Source organism: Nocardia sp. NPDC004278 (assembly GCF_053602975.1).
Map to the genome: position 1 here is coordinate 1 of NZ_JBSGEQ010000003.1, position 18,293 is coordinate 18,293.

An 18,293-nucleotide genomic window follows, 5' to 3' on the forward strand; every position below is an offset into this window, starting at 1 on the left:
GTCGGGTTCACATCCCGGGTGCTACCTCACGTCGTCTTCGACGGGCCGCGTGCGCCATGCCATCCCCGCGCGCCTCGGCCACCGGCCGTCGAAGTCCGGCCGCATGGCCGTTGGGAAACGTGCGCCCAGCAGCACTACCGCTCACTCGCGCAGACCATTGCCAGGGTCGTGCGTTTCGACCGGACCGCGCTCGATCCCGGGGCTCGTCTTCGGCCATGCCGTCGTGGACGGGGCCGTCGGCTACGAGGTCCGGATCTGCGCCCCGGACCCTCGGTCCGCGTCCGCTATCACACCGCAGTCCGATTCCATGTCATACCAAGGGGTTACATCGAACGAGAATCCGGCCGATAGCTTCGAATCGGCACCTCCGCCCCGACACACCGAGCAGTTCTCGCTGAAATCAAATCTTCGATCGACGTCGACCGGCCGGCATCGAGGACGGGCGGAGGTGGTACCTCCGACCCAGCTCTCAGGAAGATCTATGACGACACCGGCCTTGGTCCCAGAGTCATTTCCACGATCATCGCGGAGCGGCGGCGCCGACGGTGATTACGCCCGTCTGTTGCGCCGGATCTCCGATGCGGGACTGATGACCCGGCGTCCCCTCTACTACGCGGTCCGGCTCAGCCTCGTCGGGATCGCTTTTGCGGCCGGCTGGGTGGCGTTCGTCCTCGTCGGGGACTCGTGGTGGACGCTCATGGTCGCGGCGTTCATGGCCGTGACGTGCGCTCAGGTCGCCCTCGTCATGCACGATGTCGCGCACCGCCAAGTCTTGCGGCTGCGGCGGCCGACGGAGATCATGGGCCGACTCGTCGGCAACGCCGGCATAGGTCTGGCGTACGGCTGGTGGCAGGACAAGCACACTCGGCATCACGCCAACCCGAACCACGAGGAACTCGACCCCGATGTCGCGCCCGACATTCTGGTCTGGTCACAACGGCAGGCGCGGGCGAGCCGTGGCCTGCCTCGTCTCATCGGGAGGGCGCAGGCATTCCTGTTCTTCCCCCTACTGATGCTGGAGGGCCTGAACCTCCATGTGGCCGGCGCCCGTGCGCTCAGAAATCGATCGGTCAAACACCGCGGATTGGAGGGCGCGCTGCTCTTCGGCCACTTCGCCGTCTATCTGGCCGCACTGTTCGCGGTTCTGCCCGCCGACAAAGCCTTCGCGTTCCTCGCTGTCCACCAAGCGCTGTTCGGCCTGTACATGGGCTGCATCTTCGCCCCGAACCACAAGGGCATGCCAACTCTGATCGGCGACGACCGCCCCGACTACTTACGCCGGCAGGTGCTGACCTCCCGCAACGTGCGCGGTGGCGTGTTGACCGACCTCGCCCTCGGCGGGCTCAACTATCAGATCGAGCACCACTTGTTCCCGAGCATGCCGACGCCGAATCTGCGTCACGCCCAGGTGATCGTCCGCGACTACTGCGCCGAAATCGGCGTGTCATACCACGAGACCGGGCTGATCTCCTCTTACCGCGAGGCGCTGAAGCACATGCACCACGTCGGCGCGCCGCTGCGCACCACCGACCGACCCCAGGATGCCGGATGAACTCTTCCCCGGCCGGGCTGCGGCGACACAAGAGCGCCAGGCCCGAGAGTTGGGTGCGGACAAGGCCACTCGCGGATGCCCGAGATAAGGCTCGACGCCTAGACCGGCATTGCCCCAACCCGATCGCTGTCGGTGCCGCACCCGAAGATCTCCGCTGGTGCCGGTGACCTCACCGGACCGAGCAGGGGCTCGTGGCCGCTCCCACCCAGCGCCCCGACGGCACCTGCCCCGAGATCACGTGGCCGGGTGACTGCGGCCGGTGTCAGGCGCAGCGGGGCGTGAAGATATCGAGGTTGATCGCTTCGGCCATGGCCTGGTAGCCCGCGGCGTTGGGGTGGAGGTTGTCCGGGCTCGCATAGCGGGGGTCGAGGACGGTGGGGTCGGCGGGATCGCGCAGGGCCGCATCGAAATCGATGACGGTGTCGGCCAGCTGCTGGTCGCGGATCCAGGCGTTGATCCGCTGGCGGACCGGCTCGGCGGTGGGGAGAGTGAGGATGCCGTCGGCGAGGGCGTTGCTCGCGGGCATGACGGTGCCCAGGTGTACGCGCAGCCCGACGGTGTGCAGGCGTTCGATCACCGTGGTGTATGCGGCGATGACCTGCTCGTAGCCGGCGCCGACGGGTATGCCGAGGTCGTTGATGCCTTCGGCGACGATCACATCGGTGACCCCCGCCTTGTCGATCGCGTCGGCCCGGATCCGGGCGACGGCGTCGGGCCCGAACTGCGGGATGAGACCGTCACGGCTGACCCGGTTTCCGGAGATACCGGCATTGAGCACAGTGAACGGCTTGCCCGCCGCGTCGAGGCGGCGCTGCAGGAAGTCGGTGTAGCGCACGTTGCGGTCCACCACCGACATGTGTTGCGGGTAACCCAGATAGTTCGAGTCGACGTACCCGTCGGTGATCGAATCCCCGACCGCGACAATCGCCCCGACGTCACCGGGCGCCACTACATCGAGCCCTGAAACCAGCGGAATCGCGGTGGTGCGCAACGACAATGCCGCACCGGACGGGTCGGCGGCCTGGTCGCCGGCGAACGGCGGGCTGTAGAAGCTGGTGGCGTTCGCGACGAAATGCTCGGTCGGCAGCACCGCGGTGCCGGGCACGTACACCCCGATCGACAACGGCTCGAATGCATTGAAGGACAGCTCGATCGGATCGCTGACCAGGTCTCCCCATGCAGGGATCGTCACACCGCGACCGCCGCCGAACGTCACTTCCCGCAGCGAATCCGGGTGCACGGCAGCATCGTCGGCTTGCGCGCCGATGGTCACGTGCCCGATCTCGATGGGTGTCGGCCGGGTGCGGTTGGTCAGGTGCACGCGCATTGTCGAGCCGCCCAGGTGCGGGGTGACCACCAGTCGGAAAGTTTGATCGCCGGCCGACAACTGCGGCACCAGCAACGGATCGATGACACCGAACGAATCCGATGGTGCGGCCATCCAGCTACCAACCCACTGAGTACCGTAACAATCAGCCGGGCCCGCACTCTCGGCGCCAGCCATCGGCGAGCAGCCCAGCATCAGCATCAGCACCGCACTGGCCCCGGGCATCCACTTCTTCACAGCAACAAACTCCTGACATTCGTTTCGACACTCGAATTCGTGGACCGGGTCCGGTCGGACAGCTTCGGCCACGGCGGACGCTCAATTTCATGGCGCTGCACCACTTTAGGAGCCATTCGGGCACCTCGGCTATTGCATATCGCCACTGTTCGACAGTCGGCCTGATGCGAATTGTTCAACCTTCTTGACTGCGACCGAGCGGTTCGAGCAGGTTGCTCATCCGCTCGGCCAACCGCCGAAAACCTCTCCTGCATTGAGATTCCCCAGCTTTCTCGGAGAGGTCTGCGATTGTCAGTGGTGGGAAGTTGGTCGAGGCTCGGATGCCTAGTCTCGGGATGGGACCATGCCAGCCCCATCGTCATCGAATCGAACATCTCCGGGTACGTCGAGAGGCTGTTGTATGACTCGTATTACGCCGCCACGTCCGGTTGATCTCGTGACCGTCTTTCCCGAGTTGGCGCCGCTGGCCCGCACCGCGACTCGCCTGCATCCGCGTCCGGGAACACCATCGGTGCACGACAGTTCGATCGGCGGGCCTTTGTTGTGGCCGGCCAGCGAGCCATGGCCGCACTGCCACGCTGAGGACCACGACGCAGAACGTCTCCCGTCGATCTCTTTGGCGGACGCCAGGCTGGAGCGGCGGATGCGCGCGGCCAGAAGCAGTGCGGGCAGGGAATACACCGCGGAGGAAAGGGAAATCCTCGACCGGATGGAGGAGCGCCCGGCAGCCGACGGTCCGATAGCGATGCTGCCGGTCGCGCAGTTGTACGTCCGTGACGTGCCCGGTCTGCATCCGCCCGAGGGAGCGGATCTGCTGCAAGTGTTGTGGTGCCCCTACGAGCACGACGACGATGGCATGCCCAAGACCGCACTGCTCTGGCGGTCCGCAGCGGCGATCACTGACGTTCTGGTGGATCCTCCGGAACCGGCGGAGTACGAGGCGGACCTCGTGCCCGAACCGTGCATGATCGATCCGGAACAAGTGATCGAATACCCGCACTCGGGGGAGCTCGAGGGGGAGCTTCGGCAACGAGTGGACCAGTGGACCATGGCCCAGATTCCCGGCGTCGAGTTCGGCGGTCTCGAGGACCGTGATCAGCCGTACAACTTCTTGTGTATCGCGCCCGGCTGGAAGATCGGCGGCTTTATCAAATGGGGCATGCAAGATCCTTATCCGAACCCCTGCCCCATCTGCGGCACCCCGACCGAGCCGCTGCTGACGATCGCCAGTGACGAGTGGCAATCTGATGTCCACCACTGGGTCCCGTACGAGGACCAGGCCGCCAATATCTCATGGGGCGCCGTACAAGGCGGCCCGAGCGAGCCGACCCAGATCTGTGTCTCCGACCGCAACAACCAGATCATCCGAGTCTGCCCGGCATCACATGAACATCCGCACATCCAGTTGATGCAATAACCAATTACGCGGCGACCGATCCGTTCCACGGCCGCCGCGCAGCCGCTCGTCGGCAGAATCCGATGTGCGTGAGGTTGTTCATCGATCGCGCCCAGACCCGTTTCCTCTACACCACCGAAACCCCGATCTTCGGTTGAGCACCGTCGTCCGCGACTCGTCGCCGGCAACGCGTGTGGCCGAAGCCATGTGGGCCGCGAGGGCTGTTCGGCTCAATGGCATGGTCAGTCCACCTTCGACTTGGCGCGGGCGTAGGCGCGGGCTGCGCGAGCACGGTCGCCGCAGCGCGTTGAGCACCAGTGACGGCGGCCGTGGCGGATCAGGTACCGATTGCACGGGGCGGAGTAGCAGATGGTCAGGAAATCGGCATCGGAACCGGTGAGCAGGTCGGCCGCAGCTGCGGCGAGCGTCGCGAGCGCGCGGTCGAGGATCTCGTTGGGCGGACACAGCGCAGCGCGGTAGGGGCCTTTCTTCTCGTCCCATTGCAGCAGGGCGGCCGTTGGGGTCCGGCTCAGCGCGTCGTTGACGGCGGACAGCGCTGCAGGCAATGCCGGTTGCCGCGCGACGCGGGCGGCGAACAGTGCCCTGATGTGTTCTCGCAGCACGCGCAGCTGCGTCGCGCACATCTCCTGCACTCCGGCGTCGGCAGGCGCGAGGCCGCGTTCGGCGAGCCACCGATTCGTCGATTCGGGGGTGCCGAGCAGGTCGATGAAGTGTCCGCCGGGCAGCACATAGGCGCTGTCGGCGAAGTCGAGAGCGAGGTACTGCTCGGCCCCGGGTGCGGGCGGTAATGCGGCGGCCGAGGTCTCTCGCACGACTCTCATAAGTCTCATGTTACGACTTGCTTTTATCCGTGAGAACAACCTACCGTATCTCACGGATATGTGGAGCTTCATCCGTGAGGAGTTTGCTAGTGACTTCTGCAGGCACAACCGATCAGCAGGTCCGCGTCCGGGTATTCGGCGGCCCGACCGCCCTCTTCGAATACGGCGGGCTCAGATTCCTCACCGACCCGACCTTCGACGCGCCCCGCGACTACCAGCAGTCCGGCGGCCTGCTGACCAAGACCGCGCCGGCCGCCGCTACGCCGGCCGACCTCGGCCGCGTGGACGTGGTTCTGCTCTCGCACGATGAGCACCCCGACAACCTCGACGACTCCGGCCGTGCCCTGCTCGCCGACGTGCCACTCACCCTCACCACGCCGGGTGGCGGGCAACGCCTCGGGAACGGGGCGAGAGGCCTGGTCGACTGGGAGTCGATCGAGCTGGATCGCCCGGGCGGCGGCACGATCACCGTGACGGGCGTGCCTGCGATCCACGGGCCGGGCACACGCGAGGAGGTCGAACCGATCACCGGCCAGGTTGTCGGATTCGTACTGACCGGGGAAGGCCTGCCCACCGTCTATGTCAGCGGCGACAATGCCGCACTCACTGCGGTCAAGGAGATCGCCGAGCGTTTCGCACCGGTGGACACCGCCATCCTCTTCGCCGGTGCGCCCCGCTTCTCCGTTCTCTTCGACGGTGCGCCGATCGTCCTCGACAGTACCCAGACCGCCGAGGCCGCCGAGCTCCTCGGCGCACGTCGTGTGGTTCCCGTTCATTACGAGGGTTGGGCCCACTTCACCGAGGGCCGCGCCGAATTGGTCGCGGCTTTCACTGCTGCCGGCCTCCGCGACCGCCTTGACCTGGGCGAGCTGGGCTGACTCTGTCGTGGCGACTTCAGTATCTGCCCGGACCGATGATCTCTCCGGCTCCCAGGCCCAGCGCCGCACCCTGTTCGTCCTGGTTGCCGCTCAGGCGCTGAGCGGTGCGGGGCTGGCGGCGGGTGTGACCGTAGGTGCACTGCTCGCGCAGGACATGCTCAGCTCAACCAGCCTTGCCGGTCTGCCCAGTGCGCTCGGCACCGCAGGCTCCGCGCTGGCGGCCGTCGCCGTCGGACGAATTTCGCAAGCCCGCGGCCGCCGCCCCGGCCTGGTCGCCGGGTATCTAACCGGTGCCATCGGCAGCGTTGGAGTCATTGCGGCCGCTGTCGCGGGCAATCCGATCCTGCTGTTCGTTGCGTTGTTCGTCTACGGCGCTGGCACCTCCACCAATCTGCAAGCCCGGTATGCCGGAGCCGATTTGGCCGGCCCGGAGCACCGCGCCCGTGCCGTGTCCACCGTGCTGGTCGCCACCACACTCGGCGGCGTGGTCGGCCCCAATCTCACCGCGCCGACCAGCGACCTCGCACACGCACTCGGCATCCCCCACCTGGCCGGTCCGTTCCTGCTCGCTGGCGCTGCCTACGCGTTGGCAGCCGTGGTGCTGGCCATCTGGCTGCGCCCCGATCCGCTACTACTTGCCCGCACGCTCGAGGCCGGACGCATCGCCGCGCAGCCTGATGATGCCGACGGCCTGCCGCGCCGTGCGGTCGAAAGGCGCGGCTCCGGTGTGCTGGTCGGTGCGGTGGTTATGGTGCTCACCCAGTTCGTGATGGTCGCGATCATGACCATGACGCCCGTCCACATGCGCGACCACGGCCACGGCACCGCCGCCGCCGGCCTCGTCATCGCCATCCACATCGGCGCGATGTACTTGCCATCGCCGCTGACCGGCTGGCTCGTAGATCGCTATGGCCGCTTCACCATCGCCGCCGTCTCCGGGCTGACCCTGCTCGGCGCCGGAATCGTCGCCGCCTGTGCCCCCGGCGACTCCGTCGCCCTGTTGACGGCGGCACTCGCGCTGCTCGGTCTCGGCTGGAACTTCGGCCTCGTCGCAGGCACCGCGATCATCACCGACGCCGTGCCGCTGGCTACCCGTGCCAAAACCCAGGGCCTGGTCGACGTCACCATCGCCATCGCAGGTGCTGCCGGCGGCATGGCCTCGGGGTTGGTCGTCGCCGCTGCCGGCTACCCCAGGCTGGCCATCGGCGGCGGCATCCTGGCATTGGCCATCGTGCCCGCCGTCGTCGCTGCCGCGCGCAAATCCCCACCCGGCTGGGCGGTGTTTCATAAGCAGTGACGATGTGGGCCCGCCCGCACCTGTGTCGTAGCCATTGCGATCATCACGCCACGCGGGCGGTACTGCTGGCAATGTCACCGACAGCGCACGACCGGCGGTGGCCGATCCCCGAGATGCCAGCATGTCTCCGGCATAGCTACCGCGACCATCGAACTGTCAGATAGCGCTGAAGATGTCGTTTGCCACCGTTGTCGGACCACCATGTTGCCAGTCGTGGGACCACCGACAGCAGGTGATCCGCTGGGAGAACATGTTCCAGATGCGTTATGCCGACCGATCATGGCGATGGCAAAATGAACGTCCGGAAATGCCGATGAGCGGGCGTGCGCCGCTGTGTCTGTCGGAGAGGTTCTCAGTACTCGGCAGCACCCCCGTGCAGGTAGTCCGGCAAGGAATCGCGCAACGGAAACAGTTTCATCGGCTGGTCGTCGTCGAGGAAGTCCAGGATCAGGCGATTCACCAGTTCAGGTTTCTCCATGGGCACGCCGTGCGAGGCACCGGGGATGACCGCAAGTTGAGCGTCGGGTAGCGCCACGGCCATCGCGAAGCTGTGCTCGACCGTCACCCCGTCGTCGTCACCTTGCATGACCAGGGTTGGCGCATGGATCCGAGCCAGGTCGCCGATGGCAATGTTGGGTTCTTCCCGCCACATGCGCAGCAGCTTGTCGAACAGCACCGGGAAATGGTCGATCCCGTCCGGGGATGCCGCGTAGCCCTCGCGCAGGACCGCGGCCAGTCGCGAACAGGCGGGCTCCTCGAAAAGCTGACGGGCACCTACTGTTTCACCATCACGATTGACGTACGCGCCGATCGTGACGAGCTTGCGCACGAGGTCGGGACGGTTCAAGGCGACAAGCACACCGACGATCCCGCCATCACTCCAGCCGACCACATGCGCGGCACCGATCCCGAGGGTGTCCAGAAACGCCGCAGTGTCCTCGGCCATGACTTGAAAGCTGATCGGGCCGTCGACATCGGGGGTGCGCCCGTGGCCGCGACGTTCGGGTACATGAACCCGAAAGTACTTGGCCAACTCCGGTATCTGGCCCTGCCAACTGTCAGCTCCGTTACCGCCTCCGTGTAGTAGCACAAGCGGTTCCCCGTCACCGTATACCTCGTAATAGGTGTGGACGCCGCCCGCGGTCACATATTCGCCCATGAACACACGTTAAACCGGAGTTCTTGCGCGGCGCTTGCGTGCCCACCACCCGCGAAGCCGATCGGTAAACCATCGGTAACGTTCGCTATTGCCGCTGGGCGCGCGATCCGCGAGCGTCCGGATCTGTCGCGTAGCGCGCGTTCGCTGGCGATGCGCGCTCATGGCGAATGCCGTGCATTCCGTCGGAGCGTCACAGTTCGGACCATGCGACCCCGAACCATGGTGCGGTTCGTCCAGCTAGTAGCTGGAGGTGGAAGTCGGGGCCTTCATGTGTCCGATCCTCTTCGGGATCGGTGAGTTGACCGATGGTGCAGATGTAGTCGCCGTTTGGGAGTTCGATACTGGACCCGTATATCCTTGTCGTCGTCCACGGCGGAGTCCGCGAACTGGGCAGCCATGGTGACCGTGTCCAAATTGACGACGACCAGCTCACCGCGCGTCACGGTGATGGGGCCGGCGATTTGCCTGATGACCGGCAGCCGCGGATCTACCGGCGAATCCGAAAGGTCGATCCGCCATTGCTCCTCGCCGCCGGTTCCCCAGAGCAGCATCGTCCGCTGCCGCATCTCCGATTCGACGCGCTCGAACAGCATCTCCAAGGTCCAGTCTTCGCCCACGAACGACGTGTACGCATGTGGGTCGACAAGACCGAGGAATCCCGAGTCATCGGTCATTTCGTCGATCCGATGCTGAAGCTGCGCCACGCGGTAGTCCTCCCCGGATTGATCACCGAACCCTACGGGCACAATGCGCGGTCGAACACCGAGCCCACTCCAACGGCGTCCGCGAAGAAGTCGGAACAGCGTTCCCGGAAGTGCTCCGGCGCAAGGGAACTGACAACCCTGGCGTGCTGATCGGCAGCACCGAAGCCTGCGATGCGCAGCACACCCGCGCCGACGATGCCAACTCCAACCCTGCAGCGATTTCGAGAGGTCTTCCCGTTCAGCCACTTTGAGTAGCAACGCACTGTAACTTGCCGTTGAATGTCAGTAGGGCACTGACCTGCGGAGAGTGTCCGGCCGACGGTGGTGGCGAGATCTGTGGGCGCGCTCGAGAATGTCAGCGGTGGCAAGCCGGTACCGACATTCCTGCGAGGGGCGGACAAAATGTCAGTGCCCTGAACTGGGGAAACGGCCCACCAACAGATCAACCAAGTAGGTCTCTTCGATGGTGCCATCCGGGAAAGCAGTGCTCAGCAACCTGTGTTCCTCGGCAAGAAAGGCACGTTGTCGGCTTTCGTCGAGAACGAGGAACGCCGAGCGGCTACCAATGTTGGCCAGATGCATGTCCAGAGAGACCGTGCGGGACCAGCGCATCTGGCGGCGCGCGACTCGCAGACCTGTCAGGCCCGCAAGGCGGATGGCTTCGGCGTCGTCGGGGCGCGTAGCGGGCCTGGGTTTCGTCCCGCAGTGGTGGGCGATGCGCAGGTGCTGCGCGTGGATCCACGGCACGTCGAAGGCCGTGGTGTTCCACCAGATCGCCAGTGCACCGTCGCTACGCAATACACGCAGCGCCTCAGGTACAGAGACTGCCGGGTCGGTCCACTGCCAGGACTGCGCGTAGGTGAGGAAGTCGTGGGAAGTGTTGGCCAGTGGGAGAGCATTGCCGTCTCCGCGCACGACTGGCACGCCCGGAACCTTTCTGCGACACTCAGCGGCCATCTCCGCACCAGGCTCGACCGCGGTGACTTCGGCTCCCCGCCCACGCAGTAGCGCCGTGGCAATCCCGGTGCCCGCGCCGATATCGGCGACGCGAGCACCCGTCAGACTGTGACAGGAGAGTTCTTCGATCGCGTCGAAAAGCTCAGGTGGATAAGAAGGCCGGCTGGCCGCATATTCGGCGGCGGCCGTATTGAAAGACTGGGCACGCGATCTGGTGGTCATCTACCCATCATCGACCCCACCCGGCGACGTCAGAGCGCCATATCCTACTGATGCGGTTCAGCCGCTGACAATTTCGGGCGGCCTCGCAATTCCCGCGACGTTCTGGGGGCATCGCGGTCAGTCGTCGGATGGAACCCGTTATCTTCTTCGCGCCGACCGATCGCGGTGTGGTGGACCGCGAAGTCCAGCCGGACACCGTCAACAGAGGTCAATTTGAGGCGTTCCACTGGTCAGCTCCCATTCACTCGGCCTCTGGCGTCGATCACAAGCTGTCCATCGTCTGGTGCGACATCGCCGCGCTCAACTCTCCCACTGACGCAAAGCGATGTTCACAATCGTGCGTCGCCCGCGCTGCATCGGATGGACCAACCGCAGGGTTTCTGCTGCGACCGCCGACCGCAGCTGAGTAGGCATCAGCGGCGACACCGCGACCGTAGCCGGTGTGCTCGAACTCCCGGCGCGCCATCGCGATGTCCGCATCATCAGGCAGTATCGGAACGACGCGCCCGGCCAGCTCGCCCTCCAGCCACACCCATCGCTGATTCACTCAAAGGCCCCTCCTGCACGATCGGTGGTCGCATATCTGCCGCCACGCGCATCCATCCACGGGCTCCCTGCGGCGTGATCGCTGAGTATGGTCGCTCGGGTGGAGTCCTTCCTGGCTATCCGACAGCGGGTCGTCGACTCTCGGCCGGCCTGGGTACATCCCCTGATTCTCCGGCCGGACGAGACTCCCCTGATCGACATGGACGCCCCCTCGGCCGGTCGTTCAGCCCTTTCCGGCACGGTCATTCTCACCAGCGCCTGCGCACTAGGTTGTTTTCCGCGTTATACACGTTGGCTCTACAGGATTTGGAGCTCAGCGCATCTGCTATCGGTCAGCCAGCCAGTTTAGTGGTCAGCTCGGCAAGGAATTGGACGGATTTGCGCTTGTCCTCATCGGTCAGGTGCAGTGTGCCGTTGGCTGTTCGAGTCTCGGTGTCCTGGACCTCGAGAACGGCGTTCCAGTTGTTGACCCGGGTAGCGAACCGGACTGTGTTCGAGGGATTCCCTGTGTCTGTTCTCATGTCGTAAACCCACACGGCATCGCCCAGCTCTGGCGCCTTCGCGTACCCACGGCGACCCTCAGTCGGGTCCGAATCGTTCGGCGCATTTCGCGCCATGTAGTTGCCAGCGGGGCTTTGGCCCTGAGCGACTTCGCATATTCCGCTGCCCGCAAGGGCGGTATCTGCGGAGACAACCGGGATGGTCCGCACTTCGACGGCGTGCAACTCGGTCGTAAAGAAGTTCATCACCACATTGCACAGCTCTCCCTGCGTCATCGCTGGTCGAGCCTGAGTTGACGTGGGTGTTCCTGAAGGCGGCGACGAGGAACATCCAGTCGCCAGAATCAGGGCAGCAGCGGCGATCATCGTTGACATAATCCTCATTGGCCCACAGTCCAGTCGGACTTGTCTCCGTCTTTCGTCGATGCATCACCGATCGCCGCCCGAATTCCTTCGATTCCTGGCCCATAGGATGCTTTGACACCCTCGACCCGCGGTAGCACCGATTGTTGATGGGTGGATGAGGGTTTCGGCGCGAGAAGAGGCGGCGCCGAATCAGGTTGAGCGGCTTTGGACCTCTGCGGTACGAGAGGCTCGTCGTCCCAGAACTCATCCGGGTCGTCGAGGTGGTTGTAGAATCCACTCGCCATCACAGCACCTCACATTGGCATCGGGCGCCGCACACAGGCACCGTTTTGTTCTGGTGAACTGACACCTGATACCCCCTCCATCGAACGGCTCGCCAAGGCGGTAGCCGCGACAACCCTCGCTGCCCATGAAAATTTTGTCAACCCGACATCTGCATCATGTGCGCACGAAGCTGTTGCAACAGAGCCTATTTCGGCACGACCTGCAGCAGGGGAACTGAACCCGTGTGAAGCCGTGTTAGCTATCGGTGTTCACACCAACCGCCTGTTCTGCGAAGCACAAACGACCGGACCGAGCCTATCGGCCTGCAGTCATCGGCTGGGTCGTTTGGCGGTATCTCGGCAAAGCAGGATGCGCTGAGCTGCAACAGGTCTCGCGTCGCGATTGCCCACTGTTGCCGATTCGGTCGGCGCGGGTTTGCTCGAATCCGATCCGGTAGGTTCCGGGTTGGGTGTCGACGGCCGGTTGACGAGGACACAGGGCGGTGTGCCCATGAAAGCAGGGGCGCAACGATCTTCGCTCAGAACGCGAAGTGCTCTGTAGTACAGAGGGGAAAGGGGTATTCGATGAAAAGGATCATCGGCATCATCATGGCGGTCGCGGCGGTGACCCTGGCGACTGCATGTCAGGACGGTGTGACGACGCAGACGTCCGGAGGGTCGTCGGTGTCGAACTCCGCTACCGTTGCCGTGCCGGGATCGACTCAGCCTCCCGTCACTGAGCAGTCACCGGGTCCCACGCCGCCTGCGGGTGACAATGCTCCTGCCACTGCCGGAAACGGCAGATGCGTGGATCTGAAGTCGGCGGTGGTCACGGCCGCGCTCGGCACACTCGGTACCGGTGTCGGCGGCGACGGGTTCTATGCAGACAGCGGCACCGACGCCTCCGTCGGCGCATGTCCCGCCATACTTTGGGTGCTCGCTGGGACTCCGCACGGCACCGCTAGCTCACCCTGGCACGTGATGCTGTTCAACCACGCAGGTTATCTGGGCACCGCGACCAAGAAGTCGACTGCGTATACACAGGTGGTCGGCTCGTCCGATCGCAGTGTCCAGGTCCAGTACCGTTGGCTGACGGGTAAAGACGCCAGCTGCTGTCCCTCGGGTGGGCCGGTCATTGTCACTCTCACCTTGGGCGCCGACGGCCGCACGGTGACCCCGGACCGTGACTTCCCGACGGAGGTCATTGATCCGAGTTCGGCAAGCTCGCCGCCGGTGTGCCCGGTTACCAAGGCCGTTTTGCTGGAAGCGTTGCGGGGCACTGATATCGAGTCGCGGTTGGCGAGGCCGATCGAACTCGAGGATCGAATCGACTGTGCGGGTGAGTGGTCGATGGCCCATACGGGAACACACAACAATACTGTCAACCGAGCCCAGGTCTTGTTCCACTACGTGGCGGCCGATGGAGGCTGGAAGCCTGTGGACCTCGGCAGTGCGCTGCACTGCACCGAGATCGGCGTGCCCGGCGATGTCGCAGACAAGATCTGCCACTGAGCGGCGGTGAGCCCACCCGCCGACCATTCTCGCTGGCCGGTTAGGTCAGCGCGATCTGCGGCCGTAGCGGATGTCGGTCTGGCGCAGGAGAAATCATCTTGTCAGGCCGCGGCGGTACTCGCGCTTCGTGTTCAGGTTCGGTTGTCGACGGGCCAGCCGATGGCGTCGAAGACCGCTAGCGGGTCGAGGTAGTCGCGCCAGTGCACGATCTTGCGGTTGGCGATGGTCAGTACCGAAATGTAGCGGTTGGCGTATGCGGCACCGGTCGCGACGGTCCGGCCCTGGGAAGCGTATTCGAGAACGACTACGCCGGAGTCCTTGTCGTGGTGCACGGCCAGGTCGTGACAGCGGTCGAGGACGAACACCTCGCCGTAGGGTCGATACAGATCGGCGATGGCTTGCCGGCCGACCACCCGGCGTGGATACCCCGGAACCGTGATCACGTATTCGATGACGACGTCCTCGGCGAGCATGTCGAAGAAGTGGTCACCGTCCACCAGGCCGGCCACTCCCTGCTCGATGATCCGGAAGAACGGGTCCAAGGCACGGAAGTCGCCGAGATCGCCGATCGGAGTCATCGGGCAGTCTCGGTGGTCCAGGCCGTCGCCGTGCGGTGGGCGAAGTCGGTGAAACTCGTTGGTGCTGTTCCGGTGACCTTCTCCACATCGCCGGTCGGTTGCGCACCGTGTCCGGACGCGATGGTTTCGGTCAGCATGCGCAGCACCGGTGCGTACTCGGCCGGTATTCCGCCCGCAATAGCGGCGGCGATCCATTCGTCGCGGTCGATGTCGAGATAGTTGACCGCGGTACCCGAGACGCTGCTGATGATGGCGGCCGCGTCGGCGACCGTGATCGCTTCGGGACCGGTGAGCGTGTACTCCGCGCCCGTGTGTGCCGCTGGATCGGCGAGGGTCGCGCTCGCGACCGCGGCAATGTCCTCCGCGTCGATGAACGCCTCCGCGCCGTTGCCGGTGGGGACAGCGATGACGCCGTTGATCGGAGCGAGGAAGGTTTCGCTGAAATTCTGCATGAACCACGCTGGACGCAGGATCGTGTGGCTGAGGCCCGCGCGGCCGATCAGGTCGAGTTCGACACTGCGCGTGGCCATTTGCGGTGGCGCGGCGTCCACACCGTAGGCGCTGAGATAGGTGACGTGACCGACGTCGGCGGCCTCGGCCTTGTCCAGGAACGTAGACACCTGCCCGGCGAAGTCGATACGCCCGACCGGACCGAGAAGATAGACCCGCTCGACACCCGCGAGGGCCGGTGCATAGGTGTGCGGGTCGTCCCAATCGAAGTGCGCATCGGCGGTGGCTCGGGCGGCGGTGCGCACCGCAATCCCAGCCGCACGCAGCCTGCTCGCGACGCGCGAGCCGGTTTTGCCGGTGGCGCCGAGCACGAGTGTGAGAGCAGTTGAAGTCGTCATACGCCCATCCTGTCCTCCTCGATCGAGCTGATCAATGTGTGAAACTCTCCAATTACGATGAGATACTCTCATCTAGTGGATATTCTGCAAGAACACCTGGCGTGTGCCCGCGCGTCGGGTGGTGTCTTTGCCCGCTCGATCGCGCAGCCCCCCTGGGGGCTGCAGCTGCCCGGCACCATCCAGCTGACCGTGCACACCGTCGTGCAGGGCCGCGCCTGGCTGTGGCTCGACGATCACGACGATGCGATCGAACTGACGCCCGGCGACCTGGTCCTGGTCCGCGGCGGCCGTGACCACCACATCGCACACGAGCCGCGCGCAGTCTGCATCTCACCGGAACGCTTCCGCGAACTCCACACCGACGACGAGCACACCGACCTCCGGAATGCGACGGTATTCCTCTGTGGCGCATATCGATTCGCTGGCGACGTCGGTCTCGGCCTGATCCGGACACTGCCCCCGATTTTGCTACTGCGCACCGCCGCCAACGACCCGCTGCACGATGTCATCGCAATGCTGTCGCGCGAGCTGAGCGGACCGGCCCCCGGACAACAAACCGTCCTCGATCGACTCCTCGACGTGCTACTGGTCTTGGCCATGCGTGCCTACTTCGAGCAGAACCCGACAGCGCCCGCATGGTACCGAGCGGCCAAAGATTCCCGGCTGGCCGCACCTCTACATGCCATTCACTCCGAGCCTGGTCATCCCTGGACTGTGCCCGAACTGGCCTCCCTGAGCCGACTTTCGCGCCCTGCCTTCGCCCGCCACTTCGAACGCGCACTCGGCCAGCCACCCCTGCAGTACCTCACCGACTGGCGGATGACCCTCGCCCGCGACCACCTCCGCACCGGCGAACTGACCCTCGCCCAGATCGCCGATCGCACCGGCTACACCTCACCCAACGCCTTCGCCGCCGCCTTCCGCCGCCACCACGGACAACCACCAGGTCAATGGCGTCGAACCGAACTCGCCAGCCCATCCGAGCCGATCCACGGAACGTAGACAGACGATGGCGATCCGGACCTAGCACCTCACCAATGCCCGCTCATAGGCTGCAGGGGACGCCGTGGGCCGACCCCGCCGAAGCGCTCACTCGGCGGCAAGAGCTGATAGTTGGGGCTCGGTGCGCAATACGCTGGCACCGTGCACTTGGAACTGGTCACGATCGTGGTCGCGGAGTACGACCCGGCCATCGACTTCTTCGTGCGAGTCCTCGGCTTCGACCTGATCGAGGACTCGCCTTCGCTGACAAACGACGGCCGCCCGAAGAGATGGGTTGTGGTGCGCCCGCCCGCTGCTTCCACGGGCATCCTGCTGGCCCGAGCCGATGGCGACCTGCAACTTCCGGTAATCGGCAACCAAGTGGCCGGTCGCGTCGGATTCTTCCTGCGCGTCGACGATTTCGATGAGGCATACCGCCGAATGACCGCTGCGGGAGTGGAGTTCGTGATCAGGCCGCGTCGCGAGCCTTATGGACGAGTCGCCGTCTTTCTCGACATATCCGGCAACCGGTGGGACCTTCTCGGTCCAGCGCAGCCGTCCACGCCATGACCTGAACTGGCCCGCCGCTCGGCGGCAACCGAATCCGGTTGGCACGGTCTGACTTCCGTACGGATTTCGTCCAAAGATCAATGGGCCGAAGCGATCTCGGGTAGGTGTTTTCCCGGCTGTCCCTACAGGATGCTGGCATAGTTTCCATATCGACCATTCAGAGCGTCGTTCGCGGCGGCGGCGATGATCTGCCGGTCGTCTTGTGAACACCGGATCAGAAACGCCTGCACTCGGGGCCCGGACCAGCCGGCCGCCGCGACCGCCGGCCAGTACGGCAGATACCGATGGTTGAGATCGCGGAAATGCGCTTCGGCGTAGTCCAAGACGTCGCCGACCGCGTCGTCAGGAAATCTCAGTCGAAGCATCGCAACCGCGCGCAGCGCGCCGTCGGCGAGCAGTTCGGCATCTTGCCGCAGGCACCAAAGCGCTGGGGCCGGGTCGTTATCGACCGCACGACCGAGCCGGACGATCGCGTCTCCGAGCGCGGCGTTCACCGCCGTCGTGGAGCGAGGTTGGCGTGCCAGTCCTTTCAGGAATTCGACGTCGTCGCGGACACCGGTCATACCCAGGGCCATGATCAGTTGATACTGCGTCTCCCAGGTGCGTCGGTCCAGCATTTCACGTTCGAGCGCGGTGCGAATCTGGGCTGCTGTCGTCGGGTCGGCGAGTGCACGCAGCCATTTGGCACCGCGCCGTCGCCGCGCCGAGAGCGGATCTGCCAGTAACGCCAATGCCTCATCTCGTGCCAGAACCATCTAGTTGTATTGACCACGAACGTTGTTGACATCCGGCGAGTGAGCCGCCTTGGGTGGGAGTGTCCGATTCTTCTCAGACAGTCCCCCTTGGGTGAGAGCTGTGTCCCGTATGTGGTGCTTGCTGGCGGGTTGTTCAGAGAGGACGGGAGTCGTCGGGGCGGTAGCTGGCTCTGATATGGACCCGTTCGCCCTGGGGGCCGAGGATGCTGAGGAATTCCACGGGGTGTTCGTCGGCGTTGCCGAACCAGTGCGGGAGGTGGGTGTCGAATTCGGCGACCTCGCCGTCGGTGATGACGAAGTCCTTGTCGCCGAGGACGACCCGCAGGCGACCGCGCAGGACGTAGAGCCAGTGGTAGCCCTCGTGTGAGCGAGGGTCGGGTTCGCGGCCGTCGGTCAGGCCGGCGGGCATGATGTGTTTGAACGCTTGGAGTCCGCCGGGTGTGCGGGACAGTGGGACGACGGTCATGCCGTTGCGGGTGAACGGTTGCGAATACACCCGAGGGTCGAGGTCGGCCGGAGCGCCGATCAGCTCCTCGATCGGCACCCGGTAGGCGCGGGCCAGGGGCAGCAGGAGCTCCAGGCCCGGTCTGCGGTGCCCGGACTCGAGCCGGGACAGCGTGCTGACCGGAATGCCGGTGGTCTCCGACAGGGCGGTCAGGGTGGCGCCGCGGCGGTGGCGCAGTTCGCGCAGCCGGGGGCCGACCGCGGTCAGCACCGCGTCGAAGTCGTCACTCATACGTCCAGCCTGCCCGGGTTTGCACTTTCCGCAAAGAACTTTGCCCGATTGTCGATTTTGGGTGCAC

General features: G+C 65.0%; 19 protein-coding genes. 8 read left to right on the forward strand and 11 right to left on the reverse strand.

Going from position 1 to position 18,293, the window contains the following annotated elements; genetic code table 11:
• Positions 1-481 precede the first annotated feature (481 nt).
• On the forward strand, positions 482-1,552 hold the full coding sequence (locus ACWEO2_RS04955; RefSeq protein WP_452404166.1) for a fatty acid desaturase family protein: 1,071 nt from the start codon (positions 482-484) through the stop codon (positions 1,550-1,552).
• Positions 1,553-1,814: 262 nt separating this feature from the next.
• On the opposite strand, the gene ACWEO2_RS04960 is transcribed toward ACWEO2_RS04955, so the two are convergent.
• Complete coding sequence (locus tag ACWEO2_RS04960) at positions 1,815-3,116, reverse strand: GDSL-type esterase/lipase family protein (RefSeq protein ID WP_452404167.1); 1,302 nt, start codon at positions 3,114-3,116, stop codon at positions 1,815-1,817.
• A 436-nt stretch (positions 3,117-3,552) separates the two neighbouring features.
• Here ACWEO2_RS04960 and ACWEO2_RS04965 point away from each other — a divergent pair, with 436 nt between their 5' ends.
• Positions 3,553-4,533, forward strand: coding sequence for a hypothetical protein (locus ACWEO2_RS04965; protein WP_452404168.1), 981 nt, complete (start codon positions 3,553-3,555; stop codon positions 4,531-4,533).
• Between the two features lie 221 nt (positions 4,534-4,754).
• Here the strand turns inward: ACWEO2_RS04965 and ACWEO2_RS04970 are convergent, their stop codons facing one another.
• The gene (locus tag ACWEO2_RS04970) at positions 4,755-5,354 is read right to left on the reverse strand and encodes an ABATE domain-containing protein (protein ID WP_452404169.1); all 600 of its coding nucleotides are present in this window, start codon (positions 5,352-5,354) and stop codon (positions 4,755-4,757) included.
• A gap of 89 nt (positions 5,355-5,443) precedes the next feature.
• Here ACWEO2_RS04970 and ACWEO2_RS04975 point away from each other — a divergent pair, with 89 nt between their 5' ends.
• Positions 5,444-6,232: an MBL fold metallo-hydrolase gene (locus tag ACWEO2_RS04975; RefSeq protein ID WP_452404170.1), complete on the forward strand. Its 789-nt coding sequence runs from the start codon at positions 5,444-5,446 to the stop codon at positions 6,230-6,232.
• Positions 6,233-6,239: 7 nt separating this feature from the next.
• On the forward strand, positions 6,240-7,529 hold the full coding sequence (locus ACWEO2_RS04980) for an MFS transporter (RefSeq protein ID WP_452404171.1): 1,290 nt from the start codon (positions 6,240-6,242) through the stop codon (positions 7,527-7,529).
• A 352-nt stretch (positions 7,530-7,881) separates the two neighbouring features.
• Here ACWEO2_RS04980 and ACWEO2_RS04985 read toward each other — a convergent pair whose 3' ends face one another.
• Positions 7,882-8,688: an alpha/beta fold hydrolase gene (locus ACWEO2_RS04985; RefSeq protein ID WP_452404172.1), complete on the reverse strand. Its 807-nt coding sequence runs from the start codon at positions 8,686-8,688 to the stop codon at positions 7,882-7,884.
• A gap of 266 nt (positions 8,689-8,954) precedes the next feature.
• Positions 8,955-9,305 (reverse strand): hypothetical protein, encoded by a 351-nt coding sequence (locus ACWEO2_RS04990; protein ID WP_452404173.1) that lies wholly within the window; start codon positions 9,303-9,305, stop codon positions 8,955-8,957.
• Between the two features lie 15 nt (positions 9,306-9,320).
• On the opposite strand from ACWEO2_RS04990, the gene ACWEO2_RS04995 reads away from it, so the two are divergent.
• Positions 9,321-9,542 (forward strand): hypothetical protein, encoded by a 222-nt coding sequence (locus ACWEO2_RS04995; RefSeq protein WP_452404174.1) that lies wholly within the window; start codon positions 9,321-9,323, stop codon positions 9,540-9,542.
• A 255-nt stretch (positions 9,543-9,797) separates the two neighbouring features.
• Here the strand turns inward: ACWEO2_RS04995 and ACWEO2_RS05000 are convergent, their stop codons facing one another.
• The 3 genes from ACWEO2_RS05000 to ACWEO2_RS05010 form a co-directional block, all read right to left on the reverse strand.
• Positions 9,798-10,571: a class I SAM-dependent methyltransferase gene (locus ACWEO2_RS05000; protein WP_452404175.1), complete on the reverse strand. Its 774-nt coding sequence runs from the start codon at positions 10,569-10,571 to the stop codon at positions 9,798-9,800.
• A 262-nt stretch (positions 10,572-10,833) separates the two neighbouring features.
• The gene (locus ACWEO2_RS05005; RefSeq protein ID WP_452404176.1) at positions 10,834-11,118 is read right to left on the reverse strand and encodes a hypothetical protein; all 285 of its coding nucleotides are present in this window, start codon (positions 11,116-11,118) and stop codon (positions 10,834-10,836) included.
• Positions 11,119-11,449: 331 nt separating this feature from the next.
• Positions 11,450-11,893 (reverse strand): hypothetical protein, encoded by a 444-nt coding sequence (locus tag ACWEO2_RS05010; RefSeq protein ID WP_452404177.1) that lies wholly within the window; start codon positions 11,891-11,893, stop codon positions 11,450-11,452.
• A 1,160-nt stretch (positions 11,894-13,053) separates the two neighbouring features.
• Between ACWEO2_RS05010 and ACWEO2_RS05015 the strand changes: the two genes are divergently transcribed.
• Positions 13,054-13,758 (forward strand): LppP/LprE family lipoprotein, encoded by a 705-nt coding sequence (locus ACWEO2_RS05015; protein ID WP_452404178.1) that lies wholly within the window; start codon positions 13,054-13,056, stop codon positions 13,756-13,758.
• Positions 13,759-13,889: 131 nt separating this feature from the next.
• Here ACWEO2_RS05015 and ACWEO2_RS05020 read toward each other — a convergent pair whose 3' ends face one another.
• Positions 13,890-14,336 carry a nuclear transport factor 2 family protein gene (locus tag ACWEO2_RS05020; RefSeq protein WP_452404179.1) on the reverse strand — a complete coding sequence of 149 codons (447 nt, stop codon included), beginning with the start codon at positions 14,334-14,336 and terminating at the stop codon, positions 13,890-13,892.
• Positions 14,333-15,184, reverse strand: a complete 852-nt coding sequence (locus ACWEO2_RS05025) for an NAD(P)H-binding protein (RefSeq protein ID WP_452404180.1) — start codon at positions 15,182-15,184, stop codon at positions 14,333-14,335. The genes ACWEO2_RS05020 and ACWEO2_RS05025 overlap by 4 nt, the downstream gene beginning before the upstream one ends.
• A gap of 75 nt (positions 15,185-15,259) precedes the next feature.
• Between ACWEO2_RS05025 and ACWEO2_RS05030 the strand changes: the two genes are divergently transcribed.
• Positions 15,260-16,186 carry an AraC family transcriptional regulator gene (locus tag ACWEO2_RS05030; protein ID WP_452404181.1) on the forward strand — a complete coding sequence of 309 codons (927 nt, stop codon included), beginning with the start codon at positions 15,260-15,262 and terminating at the stop codon, positions 16,184-16,186.
• Positions 16,187-16,327: 141 nt separating this feature from the next.
• On the forward strand, positions 16,328-16,735 hold the full coding sequence (locus ACWEO2_RS05035) for a VOC family protein (RefSeq protein WP_452404182.1): 408 nt from the start codon (positions 16,328-16,330) through the stop codon (positions 16,733-16,735).
• 122 nt (positions 16,736-16,857) lie between these two features.
• Here the strand turns inward: ACWEO2_RS05035 and ACWEO2_RS05040 are convergent, their stop codons facing one another.
• Both ACWEO2_RS05040 and ACWEO2_RS05045 read right to left on the reverse strand, forming a co-directional pair.
• A complete protein-coding gene (locus ACWEO2_RS05040) occupies positions 16,858-17,490 on the reverse strand; it encodes a hypothetical protein (RefSeq protein WP_452404183.1) in 633 nt (210 codons plus the stop codon).
• 133 nt (positions 17,491-17,623) lie between these two features.
• Positions 17,624-18,226: a helix-turn-helix domain-containing protein gene (locus ACWEO2_RS05045; RefSeq protein WP_452404184.1), complete on the reverse strand. Its 603-nt coding sequence runs from the start codon at positions 18,224-18,226 to the stop codon at positions 17,624-17,626.
• Positions 18,227-18,293: the final 67 nt, after the last annotated feature.